The sequence below is a fragment of the Pedobacter nanyangensis genome (assembly GCF_003313505.1).
Classification (GTDB): Bacteria; Bacteroidota; Bacteroidia; order Sphingobacteriales; family Sphingobacteriaceae; genus Pedobacter; species Pedobacter nanyangensis.
Genome location: NZ_QMHO01000001.1, coordinates 111669 through 133205, shown reverse-complemented (window position 1 = coordinate 133205; position 21537 = coordinate 111669). Strand labels below are relative to the sequence as shown.

At 40.4% G+C, this 21537-nt stretch carries 20 protein-coding genes; 12 read left to right on the top strand and 8 right to left on the bottom strand.

What is annotated here, in order from left to right; genetic code table 11:
• Window positions 1-5 precede the first annotated feature (5 nt).
• The 4 genes from DUT71_RS00590 (at window position 6) to DUT71_RS00575 (ending at window position 4949) form a co-directional block, all read left to right on the top strand.
• On the top strand, window positions 6-1460 hold the full coding sequence (locus DUT71_RS00590) for an O-antigen ligase family protein (RefSeq protein WP_113660614.1): 1455 nt from the start codon (window positions 6-8) through the stop codon (window positions 1458-1460).
• Window positions 1447-2646 (top strand): glycosyltransferase, encoded by a 1200-nt coding sequence (locus DUT71_RS00585; RefSeq protein ID WP_113660613.1) that lies wholly within the window; start codon window positions 1447-1449, stop codon window positions 2644-2646. The genes DUT71_RS00590 and DUT71_RS00585 overlap by 14 nt, the downstream gene beginning before the upstream one ends.
• 104 nt (window positions 2647-2750) lie before the next feature.
• Window positions 2751-3947, top strand: coding sequence for a glycosyltransferase (locus DUT71_RS00580; protein ID WP_113661066.1), 1197 nt, complete (start codon window positions 2751-2753; stop codon window positions 3945-3947).
• 87 nt (window positions 3948-4034) lie between these two features.
• Window positions 4035-4949, top strand: coding sequence for a glycosyltransferase family 2 protein (locus tag DUT71_RS00575; RefSeq protein ID WP_113660612.1), 915 nt, complete (start codon window positions 4035-4037; stop codon window positions 4947-4949).
• 63 nt (window positions 4950-5012) lie between these two features.
• Here DUT71_RS00575 and DUT71_RS00570 read toward each other — a convergent pair whose 3' ends face one another.
• Window positions 5013-5768: a glycosyltransferase family 2 protein gene (locus tag DUT71_RS00570; protein WP_113660611.1), complete on the bottom strand. Its 756-nt coding sequence runs from the start codon at window positions 5766-5768 to the stop codon at window positions 5013-5015.
• A gap of 111 nt (window positions 5769-5879) precedes the next feature.
• Between DUT71_RS00570 and DUT71_RS00565 the strand changes: the two genes are divergently transcribed.
• Both DUT71_RS00565 and DUT71_RS00560 read left to right on the top strand, forming a co-directional pair.
• Window positions 5880-7406: a lipopolysaccharide biosynthesis protein gene (locus DUT71_RS00565; RefSeq protein WP_113660610.1), complete on the top strand. Its 1527-nt coding sequence runs from the start codon at window positions 5880-5882 to the stop codon at window positions 7404-7406.
• A complete protein-coding gene (locus DUT71_RS00560) occupies window positions 7403-8137 on the top strand; it encodes a glycosyltransferase family 32 protein (protein WP_113660609.1) in 735 nt (244 codons plus the stop codon). Before DUT71_RS00565 ends, DUT71_RS00560 begins: the two co-directional genes overlap by 4 nt.
• Window positions 8138-8393: 256 nt before the next feature.
• Here the strand turns inward: DUT71_RS00560 and DUT71_RS00550 are convergent, their stop codons facing one another.
• Together DUT71_RS00550 and DUT71_RS00545 are read right to left on the bottom strand one after the other, a co-directional pair.
• Entirely contained in the window at window positions 8394-9701 is a 1308-nt protein-coding gene (locus tag DUT71_RS00550; protein ID WP_113660608.1) for an alpha/beta fold hydrolase, read from the bottom strand.
• Between the two features lie 183 nt (window positions 9702-9884).
• Window positions 9885-10301 (bottom strand): OsmC family peroxiredoxin, encoded by a 417-nt coding sequence (locus tag DUT71_RS00545; RefSeq protein WP_113660607.1) that lies wholly within the window; start codon window positions 10299-10301, stop codon window positions 9885-9887.
• A 110-nt stretch (window positions 10302-10411) separates the two neighbouring features.
• Here DUT71_RS00545 and DUT71_RS00540 point away from each other — a divergent pair, with 110 nt between their 5' ends.
• Complete coding sequence (locus DUT71_RS00540; protein WP_113660606.1) at window positions 10412-10888, top strand: nuclear transport factor 2 family protein; 477 nt, start codon at window positions 10412-10414, stop codon at window positions 10886-10888.
• Here DUT71_RS00540 and DUT71_RS00535 read toward each other — a convergent pair.
• The gene (locus tag DUT71_RS00535; protein WP_113647264.1) at window positions 10875-11156 is read right to left on the bottom strand and encodes an ATP-dependent Clp protease adaptor ClpS; all 282 of its coding nucleotides are present in this window, start codon (window positions 11154-11156) and stop codon (window positions 10875-10877) included. The two genes, DUT71_RS00540 and DUT71_RS00535, sit on opposite strands and share 14 nt — an antisense overlap.
• Before the next feature lie 156 nt (window positions 11157-11312).
• Between DUT71_RS00535 and DUT71_RS00530 the strand changes: the two genes are divergently transcribed.
• Window positions 11313-12359: a 3-oxoacyl-ACP synthase III family protein gene (locus tag DUT71_RS00530; protein WP_113660605.1), complete on the top strand. Its 1047-nt coding sequence runs from the start codon at window positions 11313-11315 to the stop codon at window positions 12357-12359.
• 56 nt (window positions 12360-12415) lie between these two features.
• Complete coding sequence (locus DUT71_RS00525) at window positions 12416-13360, top strand: Smr/MutS family protein (RefSeq protein ID WP_317048845.1); 945 nt, start codon at window positions 12416-12418, stop codon at window positions 13358-13360.
• A 30-nt stretch (window positions 13361-13390) separates the two neighbouring features.
• Here DUT71_RS00525 and DUT71_RS00520 read toward each other — a convergent pair whose 3' ends face one another.
• On the bottom strand, window positions 13391-14422 hold the full coding sequence (locus DUT71_RS00520; RefSeq protein ID WP_113660603.1) for a dipeptide epimerase: 1032 nt from the start codon (window positions 14420-14422) through the stop codon (window positions 13391-13393).
• 69 nt (window positions 14423-14491) lie between these two features.
• Between DUT71_RS00520 and DUT71_RS00515 the strand changes: the two genes are divergently transcribed.
• Window positions 14492-15622, top strand: a complete 1131-nt coding sequence (locus DUT71_RS00515; protein WP_113661065.1) for a hypothetical protein — start codon at window positions 14492-14494, stop codon at window positions 15620-15622.
• Between the two features lie 249 nt (window positions 15623-15871).
• The gene (locus DUT71_RS00510; protein ID WP_113660602.1) at window positions 15872-16834 is read left to right on the top strand and encodes a hypothetical protein; all 963 of its coding nucleotides are present in this window, start codon (window positions 15872-15874) and stop codon (window positions 16832-16834) included.
• Here the strand turns inward: DUT71_RS00510 and DUT71_RS00505 are convergent.
• From DUT71_RS00505 to DUT71_RS00495, 3 genes are all read right to left on the bottom strand, one after another.
• Window positions 16814-17431, bottom strand: a complete 618-nt coding sequence (locus DUT71_RS00505; RefSeq protein ID WP_113661064.1) for a rhomboid family intramembrane serine protease — start codon at window positions 17429-17431, stop codon at window positions 16814-16816. The two genes, DUT71_RS00510 and DUT71_RS00505, sit on opposite strands and share 21 nt — an antisense overlap.
• 145 nt (window positions 17432-17576) lie before the next feature.
• Entirely contained in the window at window positions 17577-19319 is a 1743-nt protein-coding gene (locus tag DUT71_RS00500) for a M14 family metallopeptidase (protein ID WP_113660601.1), read from the bottom strand.
• A gap of 88 nt (window positions 19320-19407) precedes the next feature.
• Entirely contained in the window at window positions 19408-20121 is a 714-nt protein-coding gene (locus tag DUT71_RS00495; RefSeq protein WP_113660600.1) for a hypothetical protein, read from the bottom strand.
• 74 nt (window positions 20122-20195) lie between these two features.
• On the opposite strand from DUT71_RS00495, the gene pepT reads away from it, so the two are divergent.
• Window positions 20196-21449 (top strand): peptidase T, encoded by a 1254-nt coding sequence (pepT, locus tag DUT71_RS00490; RefSeq protein ID WP_113660599.1) that lies wholly within the window; start codon window positions 20196-20198, stop codon window positions 21447-21449.
• The last annotated feature ends 88 nt before the right edge of the window (window positions 21450-21537 follow it).

Here is a 21537-nt window from a genome sequence, read left to right as displayed (position 1 = left end):
AGTTGATGCTTAAAAATTTACACATACATATTGGCAATCACAAAAAGCAATTATTGTTTTTTTTAGTAGCGATGAGTCTGTCCATCCTGGTTGCTGGTTCTACCCAACGCTATGGGTTTTTGGGCCCTTTGGCCGTGTTGGCTTTGGCAGGGGCGGGTACTTTTGTTATCGCATCTTTTAATAATCCACGCATTGCTTTCATCTTTTATTTTGCCTACTGCTTTGTACTAGGTTTTGTAGTTAAAACCTTTTTGGATATCCCTGTAGGTTTGGCCATGGATGCTATTTTACTGCTTACCTGGGGCAGTATTTTGGTGAACATGAACAAGTTTAATTGGAAAAGCCTAAAAAACGAGCATGTGATGCTATCGCTCGTTTGGTTCGGTATCAGTGTGCTGCAAGTGCTTAATCCTTATGGCGGCAGTTTTACGGGATGGTTCAATGAACTTAGGTTTACTGCATTGAGTTGGTTGCTGATTGCTCCGGTGGTTTTCTTGCTGTTTAACCAACTGGCCGATTTAAACCGCTTTATTGGGTTTATCCTGTTCTTCTCTTGCCTGGCCACGCTATATGGTGTTAAACAGTTGTACATTGGTTTAACCGCCGGTGAGCGGCAATGGTTAGATGCCGGCAACCATGTAACACATATCTTGGGCGGAAAACTGCGGGCATTTTCCATCTACTCTGATGCGGGGCAGTTTGGTGCTTCGCAAGCCATTATGGCGGTTATTGCCCTGGTATTGGCCATGGGGCCATTCTCCATCATCAAGAGGCTTATTTTTGGCCTTATTGCCGTGCTCATGCTGTACGGTATGGCAATCTCCGGAACAAGGGGAGCTTTATTTGCACTGGCCTCAGGGTTGGCCTATGCCCTTTTTTTAAGTAAGAATTTTAAATTGCTCATTGTTGGGTGTGCTTTCGCAATTGCAGGCTTTGGCACCCTAAAATATACTAAAATTGGAGATGAAATTTTTCAGGTAAGGCGATTGCGCAGCGCACTCGATCCTAAAGACGCTTCTTTTAACGTGCGGATGGAGAACCAGAAAAAACTCAAAATCCTGCTCAGAGACGAACCTTTTGGCGCAGGGTTGGGAATGAGCGGAATGAACGGAACCACTTACAATGCCGACAAGCCCATTGCCAACATACAGCCAGATAGTTACTGGGTAAAGGTATGGGTAATGTACGGAATTGTGGGTTTGCTCATTTGGTTTGGCATCAACGCCTACATTATCGGAAAATGCAGCGGTATTGTTTGGAACTTAAAGGACCCCAAACTAAAGACGAAGATGATTGCCTTAACCTCAGGAACGGTGGGCTGCTTTATTTGTAGCTACGGTAACGAAGTGATGAATGGATTGCCCTCTTCCGTAATTATGTTTATGTCATGGTCATTTGTATTTATTTCACCATGGTTGGATGAAAAAGCTAAAAAATTAAAAGCCGATGGAGATGATTAATGGCTTTCTGGATATCTTATTTTGGGCTTTGGGGATTTATTTGTTGCTCAATTGCGCTTACCTGGCCTTTTTTGCGCTGGTAGGCCTGTTCAATTTGCCCAAGTCAAAAAAAGAGGCTGATACTTACCGAAAAGTTGTGGTACTGTTTCCTACCTATCAGGAAAATGTGGTGATTTTGGAGAGTGTTAAAACGGCTTTAAAGCAACCATATCAAGGCGCTTTTGAAGTGGTGGTTATTGCCGATGGTTTGCAGCCAGAAACCATTATTCACCTTAAGGAACTAGGTGCACGCGTAATTGAAGTGTTTTTTGAAAAAAGCACCAAAGGCAAGGCCATGCAGTTTGCCATGAACCAATTGGCAAATAATGGGTTTGATATTGCTGTAGTATTGGATGTGGACAATGTGATGAGTGACGAATGCCTGTGGTATATTAACGGTGCTTTTGAAAAAGGTAACAAAGTAGTGCAGGCGCACCGCATAGCCAAAAACATGGATAGCAGTTTTGCATTTTTAGATGCCTGCAACGAAGAGGTAAACAATCATCTTTTCCGCAAAGGGCATGCCGTAGTGGGCTTGTCTGCAGCGCTTATTGGATCGGGAATGGCTTTTGAATTTGAATATTTCAGGCATCTGTTAAATAACATTGGCGAAACCGTTGGAGAAGATAAGCAACTGGATTTCATGATTGCCAAAGATAAAATTGAAGTAGCCTATTTGAATGATGTTTATGTTTATGATGAGAAAATAGAAAACGCCAAAGTATTTACCAAACAACGTACCCGTTGGATTGCCTCACAAGTGGAGTTTTTAAAGAAATATGCTTTTGAAGGCTTGGCCCAACTTTTTAAGGGGAATTTTGAGTTCTTCAACAAAAGCCTGCAAACCTTTTTAGTGCCACGGATGTTGCTATTGGCCTTGCTTTTTGTGATGGCGGCACAAGCTTTTTTTAACCCTTTTGGGCCATCCTACCGCTTTTGGATAGCTTTGTTCCTAAGTCTTTGCCTTACACTGGCCATTGCTGTCCCTAAAAGATTTTATACCGACAAGCGCCTTTACGTGGCTTTGTTTCAAATTCCTAGGGCAATGCTGGGCATGATGGTGGCTCTCTTCAGTATCGGTAAAGCCAAAAAATCATTCATGGTAACGCCACATAGCCATAAACCTGTAGAAAAAGAAACTCATTGATATGCCTTTAGAAATACTCGCCATACCTGCTGTAATTTTTGGAATCCTTGGATTTATAAGGGGGTTGGGTGCATATAAAAGAGCAAATCATAACCCCTAAACAAATGGCACTGATTGAAAACAGAGATTTTATCGTTGTGGGTCAGCAACCGTGGGATACCCCAATTGGTAGTAACTGCAAAGATTTAGCGCTGGAATTTAGCAAACACAACCGAGTGTTGTACATTAATGCTCCGTTGGACCGCCGTACAAAATTTCAGCAAGGCCATACTGATGGCGTAAAAAAGCGCATGCGAGTAATCAATGGCCAAGAAGATGGACTGCAGCAAATAGCGCCTAACTTTTGGGTGTACTACCCCGATGTCATTAACGAATCCATTAATTGGATCAAGCCTACTGCGTTGTTCAGATTCTTCAATAAAATCAATAATAAGAGGTTTGCGAAATCTGTTAAAAAGGCCATAAAGCAGTTGGATTTTATAGATTTTATTTTGTTTAATGATAGCGATATGTTCAGGAGCTATCATTTGAAAGCGCTTTTAAATCCTAGCACCAGTATTTATTACTCCCGCGACAACCTGTTGGCTACGCCTTATTGGGGTAAGCACGGAAAGTACTTGGAGCCCGAGCTGATTCAGAAAAGTGATTTGTGTGTGGCCAATTCCGTTTATTTGGCCAACTACTGCAAACAATATAACCCACATTCTTTTTATGTTGGCCAAGGTTGTGATTTTGGGCTATTTAAAAATGACGATAACGTTAAAATCCCGGAAACTCTTTGGCCGATCAAAAAGCCAATTTTAGGCTACGTTGGCGCTTTGTTGTCCATAAGGCTTGATGAGCACATCTTGTTGCATTTAGCGGAGCAAAGGCCCCATTGGAGCATTGTTTTAGTGGGCCCCCAAGACGAGGATTTTAAAAAAAGCAAGCTTCACCAAATGGAGAATGTTTTTTTCCTGGGACCGCAGAAACCAGAAACTTTGCCAGCTTACATTAAGGGCTTTGATATTTGTTTAAACCCTCAGGCGCTAAATCCCTTGACTATTGGCAATTATCCTCGTAAAATAGATGAATACCTGGCTATGGGTAAACCAACGCTTGCCACCAGAACCGAAGCCGTAGGTATTTTTGAAGACTATGTTTACCTTGCCGAAACCAAAGAGGAATATGTATCGCTAGCAGAAAAAGCTTTGGCGGAAAATTCAGCAACTTTAGCTAACGAACGCATTGCATTTGCAAACACCCATACTTGGGAAAAAAATGCAGAAGAAATTTACAAGGCGATTAAAACTGTAGAATAATAACATCATAGTTTGTTGTTCCGGTGCAGGGAGAAATCTGGGAGATTCTTCGCTATGCCCAGAACGACAGCAGGAAGGAAAAAATCAATGCCACTAACCACCATCATTACCGTCAATTTTCATCAAGCTGAGGTGACGATAGATTTGTTGAAGTCTATAGCTAGCTGCTATGGCCCATCTGAGGTGGAAATCGTTATTGTGGATAACGGTGCCCAGGAAAGTAACCAAGCTGCTTTTACGCCTTATTTTGGGAATATCACCTACATCCAATCTAAAGAAAATTTAGGCTTTGCAGGTGGAAATAACCTTGGAATTAAACAGGCCAAGGGCGATTACCTCTTTCTGTTGAATAACGATACCGAAATTCCTGAAGGCTGTATTGAAACTTTGATAGCTGAATTAGAAGCAAATCAAAACATTGGTTTGCTATCACCACTGCTGCTGTATTTTGACCAAAAGGACCTGGTGCAATATGCGGGCTTCACGCCCATGGATTATCTGGTAGCCCGTAACGCTTATGTGGGTCAGTTTGAAAAAAATGTTGGACAGTTCAATAATCAATCCTATCAAACAGGTTTTTGCCATGGCGCTGCAGTAATTTGCCGCAAAGCGGATTTACTTAAAGCTGGTTTAATGGATGAAACTTATTTCTTATACTACGAAGAACTGGATTGGTGCGAGAAGTTTAAACGCATTGGCAAGCAAATCTGGTTTACCGGCAAAACCTATGTGTACCATAAGGAATCTATTAGCGTAGGCAAGGCAAGTCCTTTAAAAATCTATTTCAACACCCGCAACAGGATGTTGTTCATCAGGAAGAATACGGGTTGGTTAAATACGGTGTTATTTTCTGTTTATTTCACTTTAATTGCCTGCCCAAAGGCCATTCTTAAATTCTGGCTTAATAAGCAGCCAGCGCTAGCCAAATGGGCCTTTAAAGGTTTATGGTGGAACTATACCCATGGCAAAAACAGCAGGGATTTAGGCTATCCAATTAAATAGTGTTTCCTTTGCGTTCTTTGGGAATTCTTCAAATTCTTCGTGTTGAGATCGAGTTAAAAAATACTATTTCAACCTCTTCCAAACCGTAGCAAAAGCATACTTCGTAAACAGGTAGATTGATTCAAGCAAACCCAATTGCTCGCTTTCCCTTAATATTTTCCAAGTGTAGCCAATCACTTTTAATTTATTGGCCGATACTGATCCTTTTCTGATTCGATACCACACTAAGGCCTCATCAATGCCAAATCCGGCAATGCCCTTTTTGAATAGATTAAGCCAAAAGATCCAATCTTCATGCCCCGCTTTTTTAAACCTCAAATCGCCAATGGCACTTTTTAAGGTAAGCGATGTAGAGAAGATGATTACATTGTGCGACAACAACTGACGGTAACTTACACGATAAGGAGCCGCTATTTTTGCAGAAATAATTTTTCCTTCTTCATCAATTCTGTGGTAGGCGCAAAAAGTCATGGCCAGGTTTTTGTTTTCCATGTAGGCAACCTGCTTCTGCAGTTTGTCTTTCAGCCAAATGTCGTCACTGTCCAAAAAGGCAACATACTTCCCGTTTGTATGGGCTAAACCTACGTTGCGGGCGTTGGCTACACCACCATTTTGTGGCAGTTTAACCAGTTTAATATTAGGATGCTCGGTTGCAAAACCTGCTACGATTTGGCAGGTGTCGTCTTTCGAGCAATCATCAACCACAATCAGTTCCCAATTTTGGTAGCTTTGCTCCAATACCGAGCGCAGTGTAGGGGCGATAAAATCGGCAGAATTATAACAAGGTGTAATGATGGATACAAGTGGTGCTAAACTCATATAAGTTGAAGTTTACAAAGCGGAAATCACCAACAAAATAAACACATTTTCTCGTAAAACGAGTTAAAGTTTAAACATAAAACAAGTATTTTAGCGAAGCTGTTTTTGGGTATGGATAAAAGACGTTTCGTTGTCAACTTAGTTTCAAACTTTTTCAGTGCCATTTCAGGCGTTGGCATTTCGTTTTTTCTAACCCCCTATATCGTAGAACATCTGGGCAAGGAAGCCTATGGTTTCTTTCCATTGTCAAACAATTTTGTGATGTATGCGGGCATCATTACCACGGCCTTAAACTCCATGTCGAGCCGATATATTACCATCAGCTTGGAGAAAAAGGATATCAAGGAAGCAAATACCTATTTTAATTCGGTGCTTTTTGGGAATATCCTTATTTCACTGGGCTTTGTTTTAGTGAGTGCCTTATGCTGTCTTTTTATCGATAAGGTATTGGATATCCCTACTGCGCTCATCCATGATGTAAGGCTGCTGTTCATTTTTATCTTCCTCAGTTTGGTGATCAACGTTTCTTCGGCTGTTTTTCAGGTAACGGCGTTTGCACTTAACCGGTTTGATAAGCTGGCGTTTATCAACATTATTTCCAATGTGCTGAAACTGGGAGCAATTATATTGCTATTCTATTTCTTTACCCCAAAAATCTATTTCTTGGGAGTGGTTACGGCAGTAACGGCTTTTTATATGTTTATTGCCAACTATCGGCTTACCAAAAAACTACTTCCCGAAGTAAAGATAGGCTGGTCTTTTTTCTCTAAAAGCGCACTATATGTGATTGTAGGTTCAGGAATTTGGAACTCTATTATGGCCCTTGCCAATGTGGTGAACACACAGTTGGATTTATTGATTGCGAACCATTTTTTTGGCGCATCTGGCATGGGGTTTTTGTCTCTTACCAAGTTCATTCCTAATGCCATTTATATCCTTTTGGGGATTATTGTGCCCATATTTTTACCCGAAATGTTGAAGGCCTACGCAAACAATGACATGGGAAGGCTGAAAAAAACTTTGGACCTTTCTTTTAAAGCCATTTTCGTAGTTGTTTTGCTGCCGCTATCCGTCTTTTTTGTGTACGGAGAAGTGTTTTTTAAGCTTTGGCTGCCAACGCAGGATGCGCACGCCCTGCATATTTTATCGGTGATTACCTTGGTGCCTTTTATTGTGCATGGGACGATAGAAACGGTTTACCACGTTTTTGTGATCACCAATAAGTTGCGGATTGCTTCTTTTTGGGGCATTTTTATCTCCATTTTCAACTTCGTGCTGGTTATCATACTTTGTAAATATAGCTCCCTTGGGGTATATTCGATCCCTGTGGGAGCCTTAATTAGTGGCGTGCTCAGCCATTTAACTTTTACGCCGCTGTATGCCGCCTATTGTTTACAGGAAAGCAGGTGGTACTTCTTTTTTAAGATCGTAAAAGGGCTGGCAGGTTTTACGGTTTTAATTGGCATCAGTTACGGTTGGAAACAGTTGAATTTATTTGAAGTGAATACTTGGCTGATGTTTATCATCAACAGCTTGGTTTTAGGCATAATTTTGCTTGTAGTAACTTTGTTTATGAGATTTAACAATGCAACCAGAGCGGATATTTTCGATAAATTGAGACAAAAAGTGAATTTATGATCCCTAAGATTATACATTATTGTTGGTTTGGTAAGGGCCAAATGCCGGAGCTTGCGGAGAAGTGTTTAGAATCTTGGAAAAAGTATCTTCCTGATTTTGAGATCAAGGTTTGGAACGAAGATAATTTCGACGTTCATAGCTTTCGCTTTGCGGCAGAGGCATATCAGGAAAGAAAATTTGCCTTTGTATCCGATGTATGTAGATTGTACGCTTTGAATGAAATGGGCGGGATCTATATGGATACCGATGTGGAGTTTTTGAAGCCTTTGGATCAAGAAATCCTTGCAAAAAAAGCGTTCACAGGTTTTGAAGATAACCTGCTGTTATCCTCCGCAATTATGGGCAGCGAAAAAAATGGCCAATGGATTAACGACCTGCTATTGCACTACCAAAACAGAAGTTTTTACTTGACAGACGGTAGCTTGGACGTAAACCCCAATACAGAAATTATTACGGCTTTTATGAAGGATAAAAGAAGTATAAAAATCAATAATACCTTCCAGGAAATCGCAGATTACTGTACCATTTATCCGAGCGATTATTTCTGCCCTAAAAGCTGGAAAACTTTAAAGATAAAGCGAACCCATAATACCTACTGTATCCATCATTTTGCAGGCTCGTGGCTACATACCAAGCAAAGCCTCCTCGGTAAATTGGCTAATTTTTTGTTAGGAAAGAGAATTGCAAATGCTTGGTCAGAAAAGTATCGCAATATAAAAAATGCAAAGTGACAAGGTTTTATACGTCGGAAAATTAAGCTCATGATCCCTAAGATTATTCATTATTGTTGGTTTGGACGTGGAGAAATGCCCTAACTGGCCGTTAAATGCCTTGAATCTTGGAAAAAATACTTGCCAGCGTATAAGACTATGCTTTGGAACGAAGATAACTTTGACATCAATCAATACCCTTACGCCGTTGATGCGCAAGAGAACGGCCCAACGTTGGTCGGTGGCCTATCGAAAAATCAGATCCAGAAAATAGTTTCTAAAGTGCTTTCAGCCAGGTTGATAAATCTTCAATAAACCGTTGCTCTACGTTAGCGGGTTGTTGATATTGCAAGGCATTGCCCTTTTCCTGTTGCTGACTAAACAGGTGGTTAAAATCTGGATATAATTTAAAATCAACGTTTCTGTAACCAGCTAGAGCATCTTTCCACAAAAGGTAATCTGCTTCAGAAACTTGAAAATCATAACCGCCCTGAACAATATAGATGCGTTGTTTTAGTGTTTTTGCTACTTCCACCTGATTGTAATTGTTCAGATCAACCCAATAACTTGCGGGCAGGCCTAGGAAAAGAGAATCAGGCTTCATTTTGCCTAATTTCATAAATCTGGTTTTTTCAATTTCGGTAATGGCGTCTGCAAGTGATTTTTGCAAAACGGCCGAGGTATCTTTACTTTGGGAAACCAAGTATTTGTTCTGCTCGATGATCAGGTCGGTAAGTTTACGAGCGGGCGCTGCTGCCAAAATAATCCCTCTAATATCCGGTGCAAGTGTTGCAATGCGTGGAGCAAGCATTCCGCCCAAGCTGTGACCAAGGACATAGATGTTTTTTAGATCAGCACCTTCAATGGTTTTTGCCAATGCAATCGCTTGTAAGGCATCATCTAATACTTCTTCTTTTACAGTAAAGGCTTTACTGAACTCGCCCGGGTAAAGCAAGGTTCTTTTTACATAACGAACCGAAGCAATTCCATTAGCCGCTAGGCCGGCCGCAATATCCTTAAATGGTTTATTTGGGCCAATGGTTTCATCCATATCATTAGGACCTGAACCATGTACCAAAACCACTACGGGAAAACTGTTTCCATCTTTAGGAACGGTAATTATTGCTGCTAATTGATGCCCCGGCGTTTGAATATAAGTTGACTTTTCCTTGTACAGCGTTGAATCGGCATAACCAGGAGACCTATAAGTGATGGCTTTTGGAGGCAGGTGCATACCTACCAGCTTTTCTGATTTGTCGAAAACCAGTACAAAGTCCTGTGTGTCGTTTGCAAATTCACCGCTTACGGTAATGGCATAAAAATCGCCCTGCGTTTTACTGCCCGTAGCGTCTATAGCCTTAACTTTTCCAAGTCTGTTTTCTAAAGCGGTCCAAAATTGTTTCAGGTTTTCGGCGGTAACCTTTGTTTTTCCTTCCTCGGAAAAATAATTATGGGCTTCTTCGAATTTGCCTGCGGCAAATAAATCAAAAAAGGAATTTGCTTTGCCAAATAGGCTGAAAACATTTTGCGAAAAGGCGTTTAGCGTAAAAATGACTAAAACCAACAGTAAAAAAAACTTCTTCATTAGTAACTATGAAATACAATAATAAGCGGTAAAGCCAAATGTACTATTTTTTGTAAAAAATCAACGTAGTTTTTAGTTAGAAGAAGAACTATTTTGCCACAGATGCACAGAGGATATCTTAAATACTACCGGAATTTAAATCTCTGTGTATCTGCGGCTGAAAATTTATGAGTTCAAGTGCATTTATAACAGTTCCGATTCCAAGGTGATATCGGTGTTTAGCAATTTCGAAATCGGGCAATTTGCTTTGGCATCGGCTACCAATTCGTCAAACTTCTCTTTTGACAATCCCTCGGCTTTTACTTTTACTACCAAGTGAATGTTATCAATAGCGCCCTTTTCAGGATTAAGATTTACGGTAGCCTTAGTTTCAATGCTTTCAGGGGTAATGTTTTCTGCCGAAATGTTAAAGCTTAGCTTCATGCTGAAACAGCCCGCATGTGCGGCAGCAACCAATTCTTCGGGATTGGTGCCGGTTCCTTCTTCAAAGCGGCTTTTGAATGAATATTGAGTGTCTTGCAAGGTGGTGCTTTGGGTAGTTAAGGTACCTTTCCCTTCTTTGCCTGTGCCGTTCCATACGGCGGTTGCGTGTCTTTTCATCTGTTTTAAATTTAATGGCTTACACTAAGATAAGCGCTATACATCAAATTAATGTTGTTGCGAGGTTAATTGTTTTCATAAATTTAACTTTATTTGTTAAACCCATAGCCATGAGCCCAAACGAAACCCTTATCCACCAATTTTATACCGCATTTCAACAAAAGGATGTAAAAACCATGCAACACAGCTACCACGAGGCTGCCGTTTTCAACGATGCTGTTTTTGTTAACCTTGATGCCCGTCAGGTAAGAGCCATGTGGCAAATGTTGCTATCGCGGAGCGGAGACATGAAGATGAACTTTGGCGGAATTGAGGAAAGGGGCAACAAGGTAACCGCCCACTGGGAAGCGCATTATACTTTTACCGCCACAGGTAAAAAGGTAGTTAATGAAATTGATGCCGAGTTTGAAATCAAAGACGGAAAAATTATCAGGCATACAGATACCTTTAATTTCTATAAATGGGCCAGGCAGGCTTTTGGAAGTGGTGGTTGGCTGTTGGGATGGACAAATGTTTTTAAAGAAAAAGTTCGCCATACGGCCAAAAAAAAGCTACTGGAGTATATGCAAAAACTTAATCTACTGTAACCGTTAGTCCTTCCTGTTGCAAAATTTTTCGGTAAACTTCCATCTCCGTAAAAGAACCCTCTAGAACGGCACATTTACCTTCATTATGAACTTTCCAAGCAATTTTTTCAGCTTGGGTTTCATTATAATCTAGGTAGCGCATCATGCACCAAATCACATGGTCAAAAGTGTTTACATCGTCATTCCACAGAATTAAACGGTGTATCGTTTTCAACGAAGTTAAAATCTCCTCAAGCGTGAAGGTTTCTTCCTGAGTTTGTGTTGACATGCTACAAAAATACAAATAGATTTACGAATTACGATTTTAGATTCACGATTTGATTAGAAAACATGATGTTACTTCAATTTCTTTTATTGGACGCAATAGCCGTTAGTCGATCAAAAATCGTAAATTAACCTATCTTTGTTGATCAAACCACCTAATATGTATAGGACAAAAATTGCTGGCATAGGCCACTATGTGCCAAAAAACGTGTATACCAATAACGATTTGTCGAAGTTCATGGAAACCAGTGATGAATGGATCCAGGAGCGTACTGGGATTAAAGAACGCCGTTTTGCCGACAGGTTCGAAGAAACCACCACCACGATGGGGATTGAAGCCGCTAAAGTGGCCATGGAAAGGGCGGGAGTGACTAAGGATGATATCGACTTCATTATTTTTGCCACCCTTAGCCCCGATTATTATTTCCCGGGTTGTGGGGTGTTGTTGCAGCGTGAAATGAACATGAAGGAAGTAGGCGCCTTGGATATTAGGAACCAATGTTCGGGGTTTGTGTATGCGCTTTCTGTGGCCGATCAGTTCATAAAAACGGGGATGTACAAAAACATTCTGGTGGTAGGTAGTGAGAAGCACTCGTTTGCAATGGATTTTGAAACCCGAAGCAGGAATGTTTCCGTAATTTTTGGAGATGGCGCCGGAGCTGCGGTGTTACAAAGAGCAGATAAAGAAGGCCAGGGGATTTTAAGTACACATTTACACAGTGATGGTGCCGATGCCGAGATTTTGGCCATGCATTATCCCGGAGCCCACGCCAATAAATGGTTGAAAGACAAACCTGCGTTTCCAGAAAAGGAACTTGGCGGCTTGTTTATGACTACCGAACAATTGGAAAGTGGTGCCGCTTTACCTTATATGGATGGTCCAGCAGTATTCAAAAAAGCGGTAGTGAAGTTTCCTGAGGTGATTAACGAAGCTTTGGCTGCTAACAATTTTACCGCAAAGGACATTGACTTACTGGTGCCGCATCAGGCTAATTTGCGCATCAGCCAATACGTGCAGCAATTATTAGGTTTAACCGATGATAAAGTGTTTAACAATATCCAAAAATATGGCAATACCACCGCCGCATCTGTGCCTATTGCATTAAGCGAGGCATGGGAAGCAGGTAAGGTTAAAAATGGCGACTTGATTTGCTTGGCGGCATTTGGCTCGGGATTTACTTGGGCAAGCGCATTAATTAAATGGTAATATTAAACAACAAAAATCCACTTCTAAATACTAAAGGCTAATTACTAAATACTATTATGTTCAAAATAGGAGATTACGTTCGTTTTATTGATGAGAAAAGAGAAGGCTATGTGACTAGTGAAATAGACGAGCGCACGGTAGGAGTTACAGATACTGACGGGTTTGAAATACCAGTGTCCACAGGTAATTTGACCTACGTGCATGGTCATTTTAGCAATGCCGATACCAGCAACAATGCCATGCCTACCAAACAGGTAGACGAAAAATTTGTAGAAGATGGAATCTATTTGGCGGTTGCCGAAGACAGTAAAGGTTCCGTAGTAGCGCATTTTACGTTATTGAACCAAAGTTCTTATCAATTATTATTTTCTCTGAAAACAGAAAAAGGAGGGATTTATAAAGGTGAGTTTGCAGGTGTCGTTCAGCCAAAAGGCAAAGTGCAAATTTATACCGCCAATTTAGGCGATTTGGACAACTGGCCTGGTTTCACTTTTCAAGCATTGTATTTTACTACTTCCAATAAAAAACCTAAAACTCCATTGCAGGTCGAAAGACGTTTTAAATCGAAAGATTTTAGTGGTGCCAAAAACCAAATCACGGAGATCAATAAATTTGGGTGGTTGATAAGATTAGATGAACCTGCATTGGTGATAAATGCTCAAAAGCTAAAAGAAAGCTTTTTTACGCCCAAAGAAGAAAGACCAAAAATAGCCAAGCCAGCTAACGAAGTAGATTTGCATATTGAGAAGTTAAGGGATGATCATCAGTTTCTGTCTCAAAGCGAAATCTTAGAGGTTCAATTGGCGAAATTCCAAGAGGCTTTGGATGCGGCCATCGTACATCAAATGCCTTCCATCGTGTTTATTCATGGTGTTGGAAATGGAACTTTAAGGCACCATATCCATCAAAAAATCAGCAAACATCCTCAGGTACGTACCTTTATGGATGCCCGTAAAGAGAAATTCGGTTACGGCGCTACCGAGGTGATTTTTAAAATATAATAATAAGTTAAGTGTTCAAACACCCAACTTTTACCCGAATAAATCTTCCTTAACCCCCGTCAGTCCCAAGCCAGGCAATTGGTTGAGCATATATTTGCCATTTTCAAAAGCAGGTTGGTCAAACGGGTTGTTGATGGTCAAAAATGGGCCATCTAAGTCGGCCCAATCGCAAAGTGGCGCTAAATGAGCACCCGCTAAGGTAGCAATGGAAGTTTCGCTCATGCAACCAATCAATACTTTCATGCCTAGCTGGCGTGCCTTTAAAATGGTCTGATGCCCTTCATACATGCCAGTACTCTTCATCAGTTTGATGTTGATCCCATGGTAAGCACCTTTCAGCGAATCTAAATCAGAAAGGCGTTGCATGGCTTCATCTGCTAAAATTGGAATAGGGCTGCGTTCCGTTAGCCAGGCATTTCCTTCCAAATTATTTTTATCCATCGGTTGCTCAATCAAAACCACCCCTTTATCGTGCAGCCAATAAATCAAATCGATGGCTTTTTTCCGTTCGTTCCACCCTTGGTTAGCATCCACATATAGCGGTACATTGGTTACGCTGCGGATCGTCTCGATAATTTCTTTGTCATTATCTCTACCGAGCTTCACTTTCACCACTTTAAAGTCTTTGGCATCTTCCAGTTTTTTCTTTAAAACTTCGGGGGTATCTATGCCTACGGTGAAAGAAGTTACGGGCATTTGAGCAGGATCAGCGCCAAATATTTCGTAGCAAGGCTTGTTGAGTAGCTGCCCGTTTAAATCATGGAGCGCAATATCGATAGCTGCTTTGATGGCAGGATGACCTGGCGCTAGGTGGTCTAAATATTCATTGATGCTGGCAAAATCAAGCGGGAATTTAAATTGGTTCCAGTCTACTTTTTTTAAAAATGTATTGGCGGTTTCATAGCTTTCGCCCATGTAAGGAACCATACTTGCTTCGCCGTAACCTACTTTTCCTTCGTGTTCTACTCTTAACAGGAATAACGGGGTGCTGGTTCGGGTAAATTTGGCAATAGAAAACGGGTGTTTCAATTCTAATTCAAATTCCTTGCAACTAATTTTCATCTTTAATCGTCTAAATCATTAAAAGGTTTACAGCCTTGCAGTATATTTGTTAACGCTAATATCATGGCCATGAATTCTATTTCAAGATTACGTTATTTTCTTTACTTATCCATATTAATTATTGGATGTACCACTGGAAAAAATGCCTTGCAAAAAGGTGATTACGATGCCGCAGTTTCTAAAGCGGTTGACCGGTTAAGAAGTTCGCCACAAAATAAAGAGGCGATGCAGGTTTTGCCTGAGGCATTTAATTTGGCCATTAAAACCCATTTAAGGAAAATTGACGAAGCCAAGGCTTCGGCTGATGGGCTGAAATGGGAAAATATCATGTATCGCTACCAAAAAATTAACCAGTTGAGCGACGAAGTAAATGCTTGTCCGAGTTGTTTGAATTTGGTGCCTAACCCACCAAAATACATCAAAGAATTTGAAGACTCGAGATACCGGGCAGCAGAAGCACGTTATTTATTAGGCGAGCGTTCATTGCGGGAAAATAACCGCCAAAGCGCAAAGGTAGCCTATCATCATTTTGTGAAAGCGCAAAGCTTATATCCATCCTTAAAAGGAGTAAAGGAAAAAATAGAGGATGCCTATTGGGCTGCGGTGCTAAAAGTGGTGGTTCAACCTGCGATTATTAACAGCAATACTTATAGATTAAGCAATCAATACTTTCAGGAACAAATAGCTAATTATTTGGCTACTTATAAAGGGAATACCTTTGTAAGATTTTACTCGGAAGAAGAAGCGGCCGCTCAAAAGTTAAGAGCCGACCAATTGGTAGAACTACATTTTGACGACTTCATCGTTGGCCAAACCTATGTGAAAGAAAGAATAGAAAAGCTACAAAGAGACAGCGTGGTTATTGGAGAAAACAGACGGGGCAAAATTTATGGAACCGTTAAAGCCACTTATAGTGTTTTTGAAAAGCAGGTTTCCTCTTCTGGTTTGTTGAACTTTGCGGTGGTAGATTTAAGTACCAATAAACTTTTGCGTAACCAGAAAATTGCGGGTACCTACGTTTGGAAAGATTATTGGGCTTCATTTAGGGGTGATGAACGAGCATTAGATAGGCAGCAATTGGCGCTAACCAGAAAAAGGGAAGTAATTCCTCCGCCACCCGGTAATTTATTCGTAGAGTTTACCAAGCCAATTTATGCCCAGTTGGTTGATCATATTACCTCGTTTTATAGCAGGTATTAGAAGACTTACGAAGTTTTTAAACGGCAAAGCCCTCAACTTTACCATAAAAAAATAATAGCTAAACAAAAGTTAAACTTCGTAAGTCTATAATTTTGAATGTTTAAGTGTTGAATGATTGAATAAAGCTAGCGATCGGTGTTTTTGGCAATAATCAGTTAAGCACTTAAACAATTCCAACAGTTAACGATCTTTCATCAATATGACAATAAAACCATTACTCCCTTATCAATTATTGTTAATATTGCGGCGATGAACCATAGTCTTTATAATCCTTTTAAAACGTTCGATTTTAGAAACGACAAATGTTTTTTGAGCGGTAGTTCAACTTCGCCTTTGGGGGTCCGTGTTTTGCCTGATTGGTTGTTAAACATGGCCAAGCTTACTGGCGAGGAACAAATCAAATTGCTGGACGAAAGTATCAGGACGTACAAGAGTTTAGTGGTTCCTGCCAGCGCAGAAATCTATAGTGAAGCCATTTTACCTTTGGAACAAAAGATAGAAACTGCGTTTGAACAAGGTTATAAGGGTGTTTCGGCTTTGCCAGAGATAGATTTATTTCATTGGGTGGGTAAATTGATGTACAGCTTTTTGTATATCGAAATGCAGGGCGCAATTCGCTTGAAACAGTTAAGTGGCGATGGGATGAACATGTCACAAGGCTTGATGCACAAATTTGGCAACCTCCATTTAATGTTGCAAGGTATTTTCAGGGAAGTAGAATTTGAAGCGTTTAAACCTTGGTCTATCGTGGTAGTTCCTTTGGAAAATACAGATACGGCATTTAGCTTTCGCGATGAAATCAATACGCTAATATTCTCTTTGAAATTTAAAGATTTTGGAATTGTGGCATGTTTGCAGGACAACGGAACCAATGCAAGGTACCATCAGCAACTGCTGGATTTTATCAAGGACAAGCCTTTAACCGACCAGCAATTTGAAGAGCTTGCGGCCCGTTTCTTTTATTCGGCTTACCTGTTTAACCGTTTGCCAGAGTACAATGTTATTGAAGCGAACGATGTGGCTTATATTGATCCGATGCCACTGCGTGGGATACAAAACAAACCCATTTTTGATGAATGGCAACATAAGACCTATGCCCAGGTACTGGAAAACTTTTGGAAACCTTATGGTTTTACGTTGTTCGAAATCATTAAAGACCCCAAAGCGCCATTAAGCTTTTTTGAAGAACCTTTACTGCCAGATGCTGGATAGCTGGTTGATAAAATGTGCAACTGCCCCGGGAACAAGAATTACCGTTAATATTAATCCTGTTAAGGCCCCAAAAAAGTGTGCATCGTGATTGATATGGTCCCTTCCATTTTTGGACATATACATACAATATGCAAGGTAAAGCACCGCAAATAAAATGGCCGGCATAGGAATGAACATCACTAAAATCAAATTCAGCGGATCAAACAATATGTAGCTGAAAAGTACCGCACTAACGGCGCCCGACGCTCCCAAACTGCTATATCCATAATTTTCCCTGTGCTTAATGGCAGTAGGGATATCGCTCACAATTAGTGAAACAAGATAAAGCACGCCAAATTGCCAATGGCCTATAATGGTTTCCAACCTGAACGCAAAGAAAAAGAACGTAAACATGTTGAAGAAAAGGTGCATCCAATCTGCATGGATAAGCCCGCTGGTAATGAATGTATATAGTTTGCCCCCCTTGGCTATACTGTAAGGATGCAGCATAAATTTGCCAAATAACTGTGGGTTGTTAAAAGCATAAATGCTGGTTGCAATAGTAAAAAGGAAGATGATTGATGCGACGGGCGCAGCGTTCCAGTATTCTAGTAGCATGTTGATTTTGGTTGTTGCTTTAAAAATCACGTCATTGCGAGGTACGAAGCAATCCTACCAATAAGTTAAAGGAGAAACTCTCGCTTTAAGATTGGTTTACTGCGTAGCTGCTTCGCGGTCGTACCTCGCAATGACGATAATCTAATTATTTTATATCTAATTTAATATCCTTCATAAGCCTTCCAATAGGATAGCGCATAAAAGTGGGCTCAAAATAATCAGAATTTTTGTAAACAAACTCCAATTGTGCATAAGCACTTTTGGCCAGCTCCGAATTTTTTGCTTTTTCGGCTTCCAGTTTTTGCTTTAAGGATGGATTGTTTTTTAAAAGTTGTGCGGCGGTATCTTCAAAAATGTAGGATGAAAAATGTTCTTTCTGCCCCAAAATAGAATCAAAAAAGTTCCAATTGAAAAAGGAGTCGGGTGCTTGCGGTTCCAAAGTTTCTACAATGTAGCGATTGGTTTTTTGATTGACATAAACAACATGATCTCCTGCATAGTATTGAACGTTTTGTTGTTTCGGCTCTACTTTTACAGCCGAGTGTAAGTAGTGCCCTTCAAAAGGCCTTTGCGCCGTTTTAAAGTCTGTGATATGATACATGTTGAGGTCCAGATTTGTGTCTTTTTTCAGCTGGCTAACTTTAACATTGTTGAGTTTTAATAGTTGGACTATTCTGTCCCAAGCTTTGGGAATAATGTAGGCAATAGGTTTTTCAACTGTCAAAGCAGGTTCAAAGCTGTTCCATTGCTTAATGGTTTTGGTGTATGGCTCATTGCTGTCATAATATAATCGGTCCAATCCGCTTATTTCACTAGGTTTGTATTTGGCCGCATATCCTTTAAATTCAATCTCCTCAAAATGATCTTTGTTTAATTTCCAATCTAAGGTAAATGATGTTTTTGACGCCGTTTCTGCATCTGCTTTTTTCTTGTTCTCTCCAATTACCCTGGCATCACGCTCAACCAGTCCGATATAGGTTTCCAATAGCTTATAGGTTGATTCTACCCTTTTGTCATAAGGTTTTAGCATATGGGTTTCGGGCATAAAGCCTATGGTATTGTGCAATGCCGCATAACCCGTGCTGTAGCGGGGACTTTCCATAAAACCAGCGATGCCATTGTCTGGAATTTCTTTAACCGAATTGACGTAGGGAATTAACTCAAAACCTTTTCCCTTCATTTCCCGATACAGATAAGGCAGCATGGTTTGTGTAAGGTAGTTGGATAAAGTTGGGTTAAGCTTGTCCTTTTGTGTAGGGATCAAGGTCATGGTATATTGATAATCTGCACCATTACTGGTGTGGGTATCCACAAAAATTTCTGGCTGCCAAGTGTTAAAGATCTGCTGGAAAGCAGCCGAATTTTTAGAGTCCGTTTTGATGAAGTCGCGATTAAGATCGTAGTTCTTACTGTTACCTCTAAAACCGTAAGCTAATGGCCCGTTTTGGTTGGCCCTTGAAGTGCCGGTTCTGTTAAAACTGCCGTCAATGTTGTAAATTGGAATAATGCAAACGACCACATTTTTGGGCAGTTGGTTTTTGTTCAGCAAATCTCTCGCTAACATCATGCAAGCATCTATCCCCTCAGGCTCGCCCGGGTGGATGCCATTGTTAATCAGTAGTACACGTTTATCTGCCAGTTTTATCTTGGCTACATCAAAAATGCCATCTCTGTTAAGCACCAGCAAATGCAGGGGTTTACCAAAATCGGTTTGTCCGTAGGTCGTTAGCTTTGCCTGCTTGCTAAATGCCGTGGCGAGTTTTTGGTAATAAGCAATTGCTTCATTATAGGTAGCAGTAGCTTTTTTTTGACTGGCCTCATAAGGAGTTAATTGCGCAAAAACAGTCATGGTAATACAGATAAGTAACAAAAGAAAATATACCCTCATTATCAAATGATTTATGTATAAAAATAGCTTTTGTTTCTATAACAATAAGACTGTATCCAAAATTTTGGATAATCTAGCCCAAAATAAACTAGCGGATGGTTTTTCGGGTGATGCCCTTAGGTCCAAAAGTGTATTTAATTCCAATGGAGAGGAAATTATACATGTCCGGACTTACATTTTTGAATCCCTGGTTTTTAGGATCATTGTAGCCATCAAAATTATCGGCAAACACAAAATTTGTTTGATAGTTGACATTAAAAATGTATCTGATATCGCCCCAACTGTCGGGGAAATAAAAATCAATACCCAAGTTAACGGGAACCATAACGCTGGAGCCCTTGTCGTCGCCAGGAAAGGTATAAGTGCTGCCATCATCCCGTGTTTTGTACCTTACAATTGAATTCATGTGGCTTTGTACAAAGCCCAAACCTGTGCCCAGATAAAAACCTTTGGTGTAATTAAGGAAGTCGCTGTAGTAAAAGTCAGTGAATTCGCCAGCCCTGAATTTGAAGTTTAAAGCAACAGCTTTAAAGGCATTTGTAAATTCCCTGTTGTGAGGGTCTGTATCTTTGTTCCCGCCTTTGGCAAGGCCCATCTGCAACTCTAAGCCTCCAGTAATAAAAGGAGTAAAATGATAGTCAAGAGCGCCATAGGCACCGTAACCAAAACTGCCTTTTTTAACATCGGTGAAAGTGTAGGTTCCGCCACCACCTATGCCGCCACTTAATTTATAAAAATTTGATTGCCCAAATGCTGTAATCGTAAAAAAAATCAGAAATAAAGCTAAGTAACGTTTTTTCAAGTTGTTATAAATTAAGTGCTTACTTTGCAAAAGTATAATCTTTATTCAAAATAATAAATAATATCTTTGAATTTATGCAAGATATAAAAATAAATGCTGTTTCTATAGCCGAAAGGTTCATGAAATATGTAAAAATAGACACCCAATCTGACGCTTCTTCACCCACTACTCCTTCTACGGCTAAACAAAAAAATCTAGGTAAGATTTTAGCACAAGAATTGCTAGAATTGGGCTTAAGTGATTCGCATTTGGACGAGTATGGCTATGTCTACGCAACCATTCCTTCTACCACCGATAAAAAAGTGCCAGTAATTTGCTTTTGCTCACACATGGACACCTCTCCCGACAGCAGTGGCGAAAATGTAAAACCGATTATTCACAAGAATTATCAAGGTGAGGATTTGGTATTGCCAGATGACCATAATGTGGTCTTGAGGTTTTCAGAGCATAAAGATCTGAAAAATCAGATTGGCCACGATATCATTACCGCAAGCGGCACCACGCTACTTGGGGCAGATAATAAAGCCGGTGTGGCTGAAATTATGGAGGCCGCTACCTATTTGGTGCAAAATCCTCAAATTAAGCATGGTACTATTAAAATACTTTTCACACCTGACGAGGAGATTGGTCGTGGTGTAGATAAAGTGAACTTAGCAAAGCTGGGCGCTGAATTTGCCTATACCATAGATGGAGAGACTTTAGGTTCAATTGAAGATGAAACGTTCTCTGCGGATGGTGCTAAATTGGTGATTAATGGAGTAAGTGCACACCCAGGTTTTGCTAAAGGAAAAATGGAAAGCGCCATTAAGATTTTGGCAGATGTCATTAGCGCATTACCAAAAGATAGGTTGAGTGCTGAAAGTACTTCGCAAAAAGAAGGTTTTATTCACCCCGTTGGAATGAATGGAACAGCAGAACAAGCAGAAGCTAGTTTTATCCTTCGTGATTTTGATAACGAGCTGTTAAAGGCTCATGGCGAGACTTTAGAAGGAATCGTGAAAGAAGTAATGAAGGCCTATCCAAAATCAACATACACATTGACGATTAAGGAACAGTACCGTAATATGAAAGAGGTATTGGATAAATATCCTCAAATTATGGCCAACGGTATTGAAGCTTTAAAGAGAGCGGGCCTTAATCCAATCACACGCAGCATTAGAGGTGGTACCGATGGCTCCCGACTGTCATTTATGGGATTGCCTTGTCCAAATATATTTACCGGCGGACACGCTTTTCATGGCAAGCAAGAATGGGTTGCAGTGCAAGATATGGTAAAGTCTGTGGAAACTATTGTCCACTTGGCACAAGTGTGGGAAGAAAACGCCTAATTTGCGAATTACGATCTTAGATGGACAATTGGCGTCTATTACAGGGCAGTGCTATTTTGGTCGTAAATTGTAACTCTAAATTCGTCAA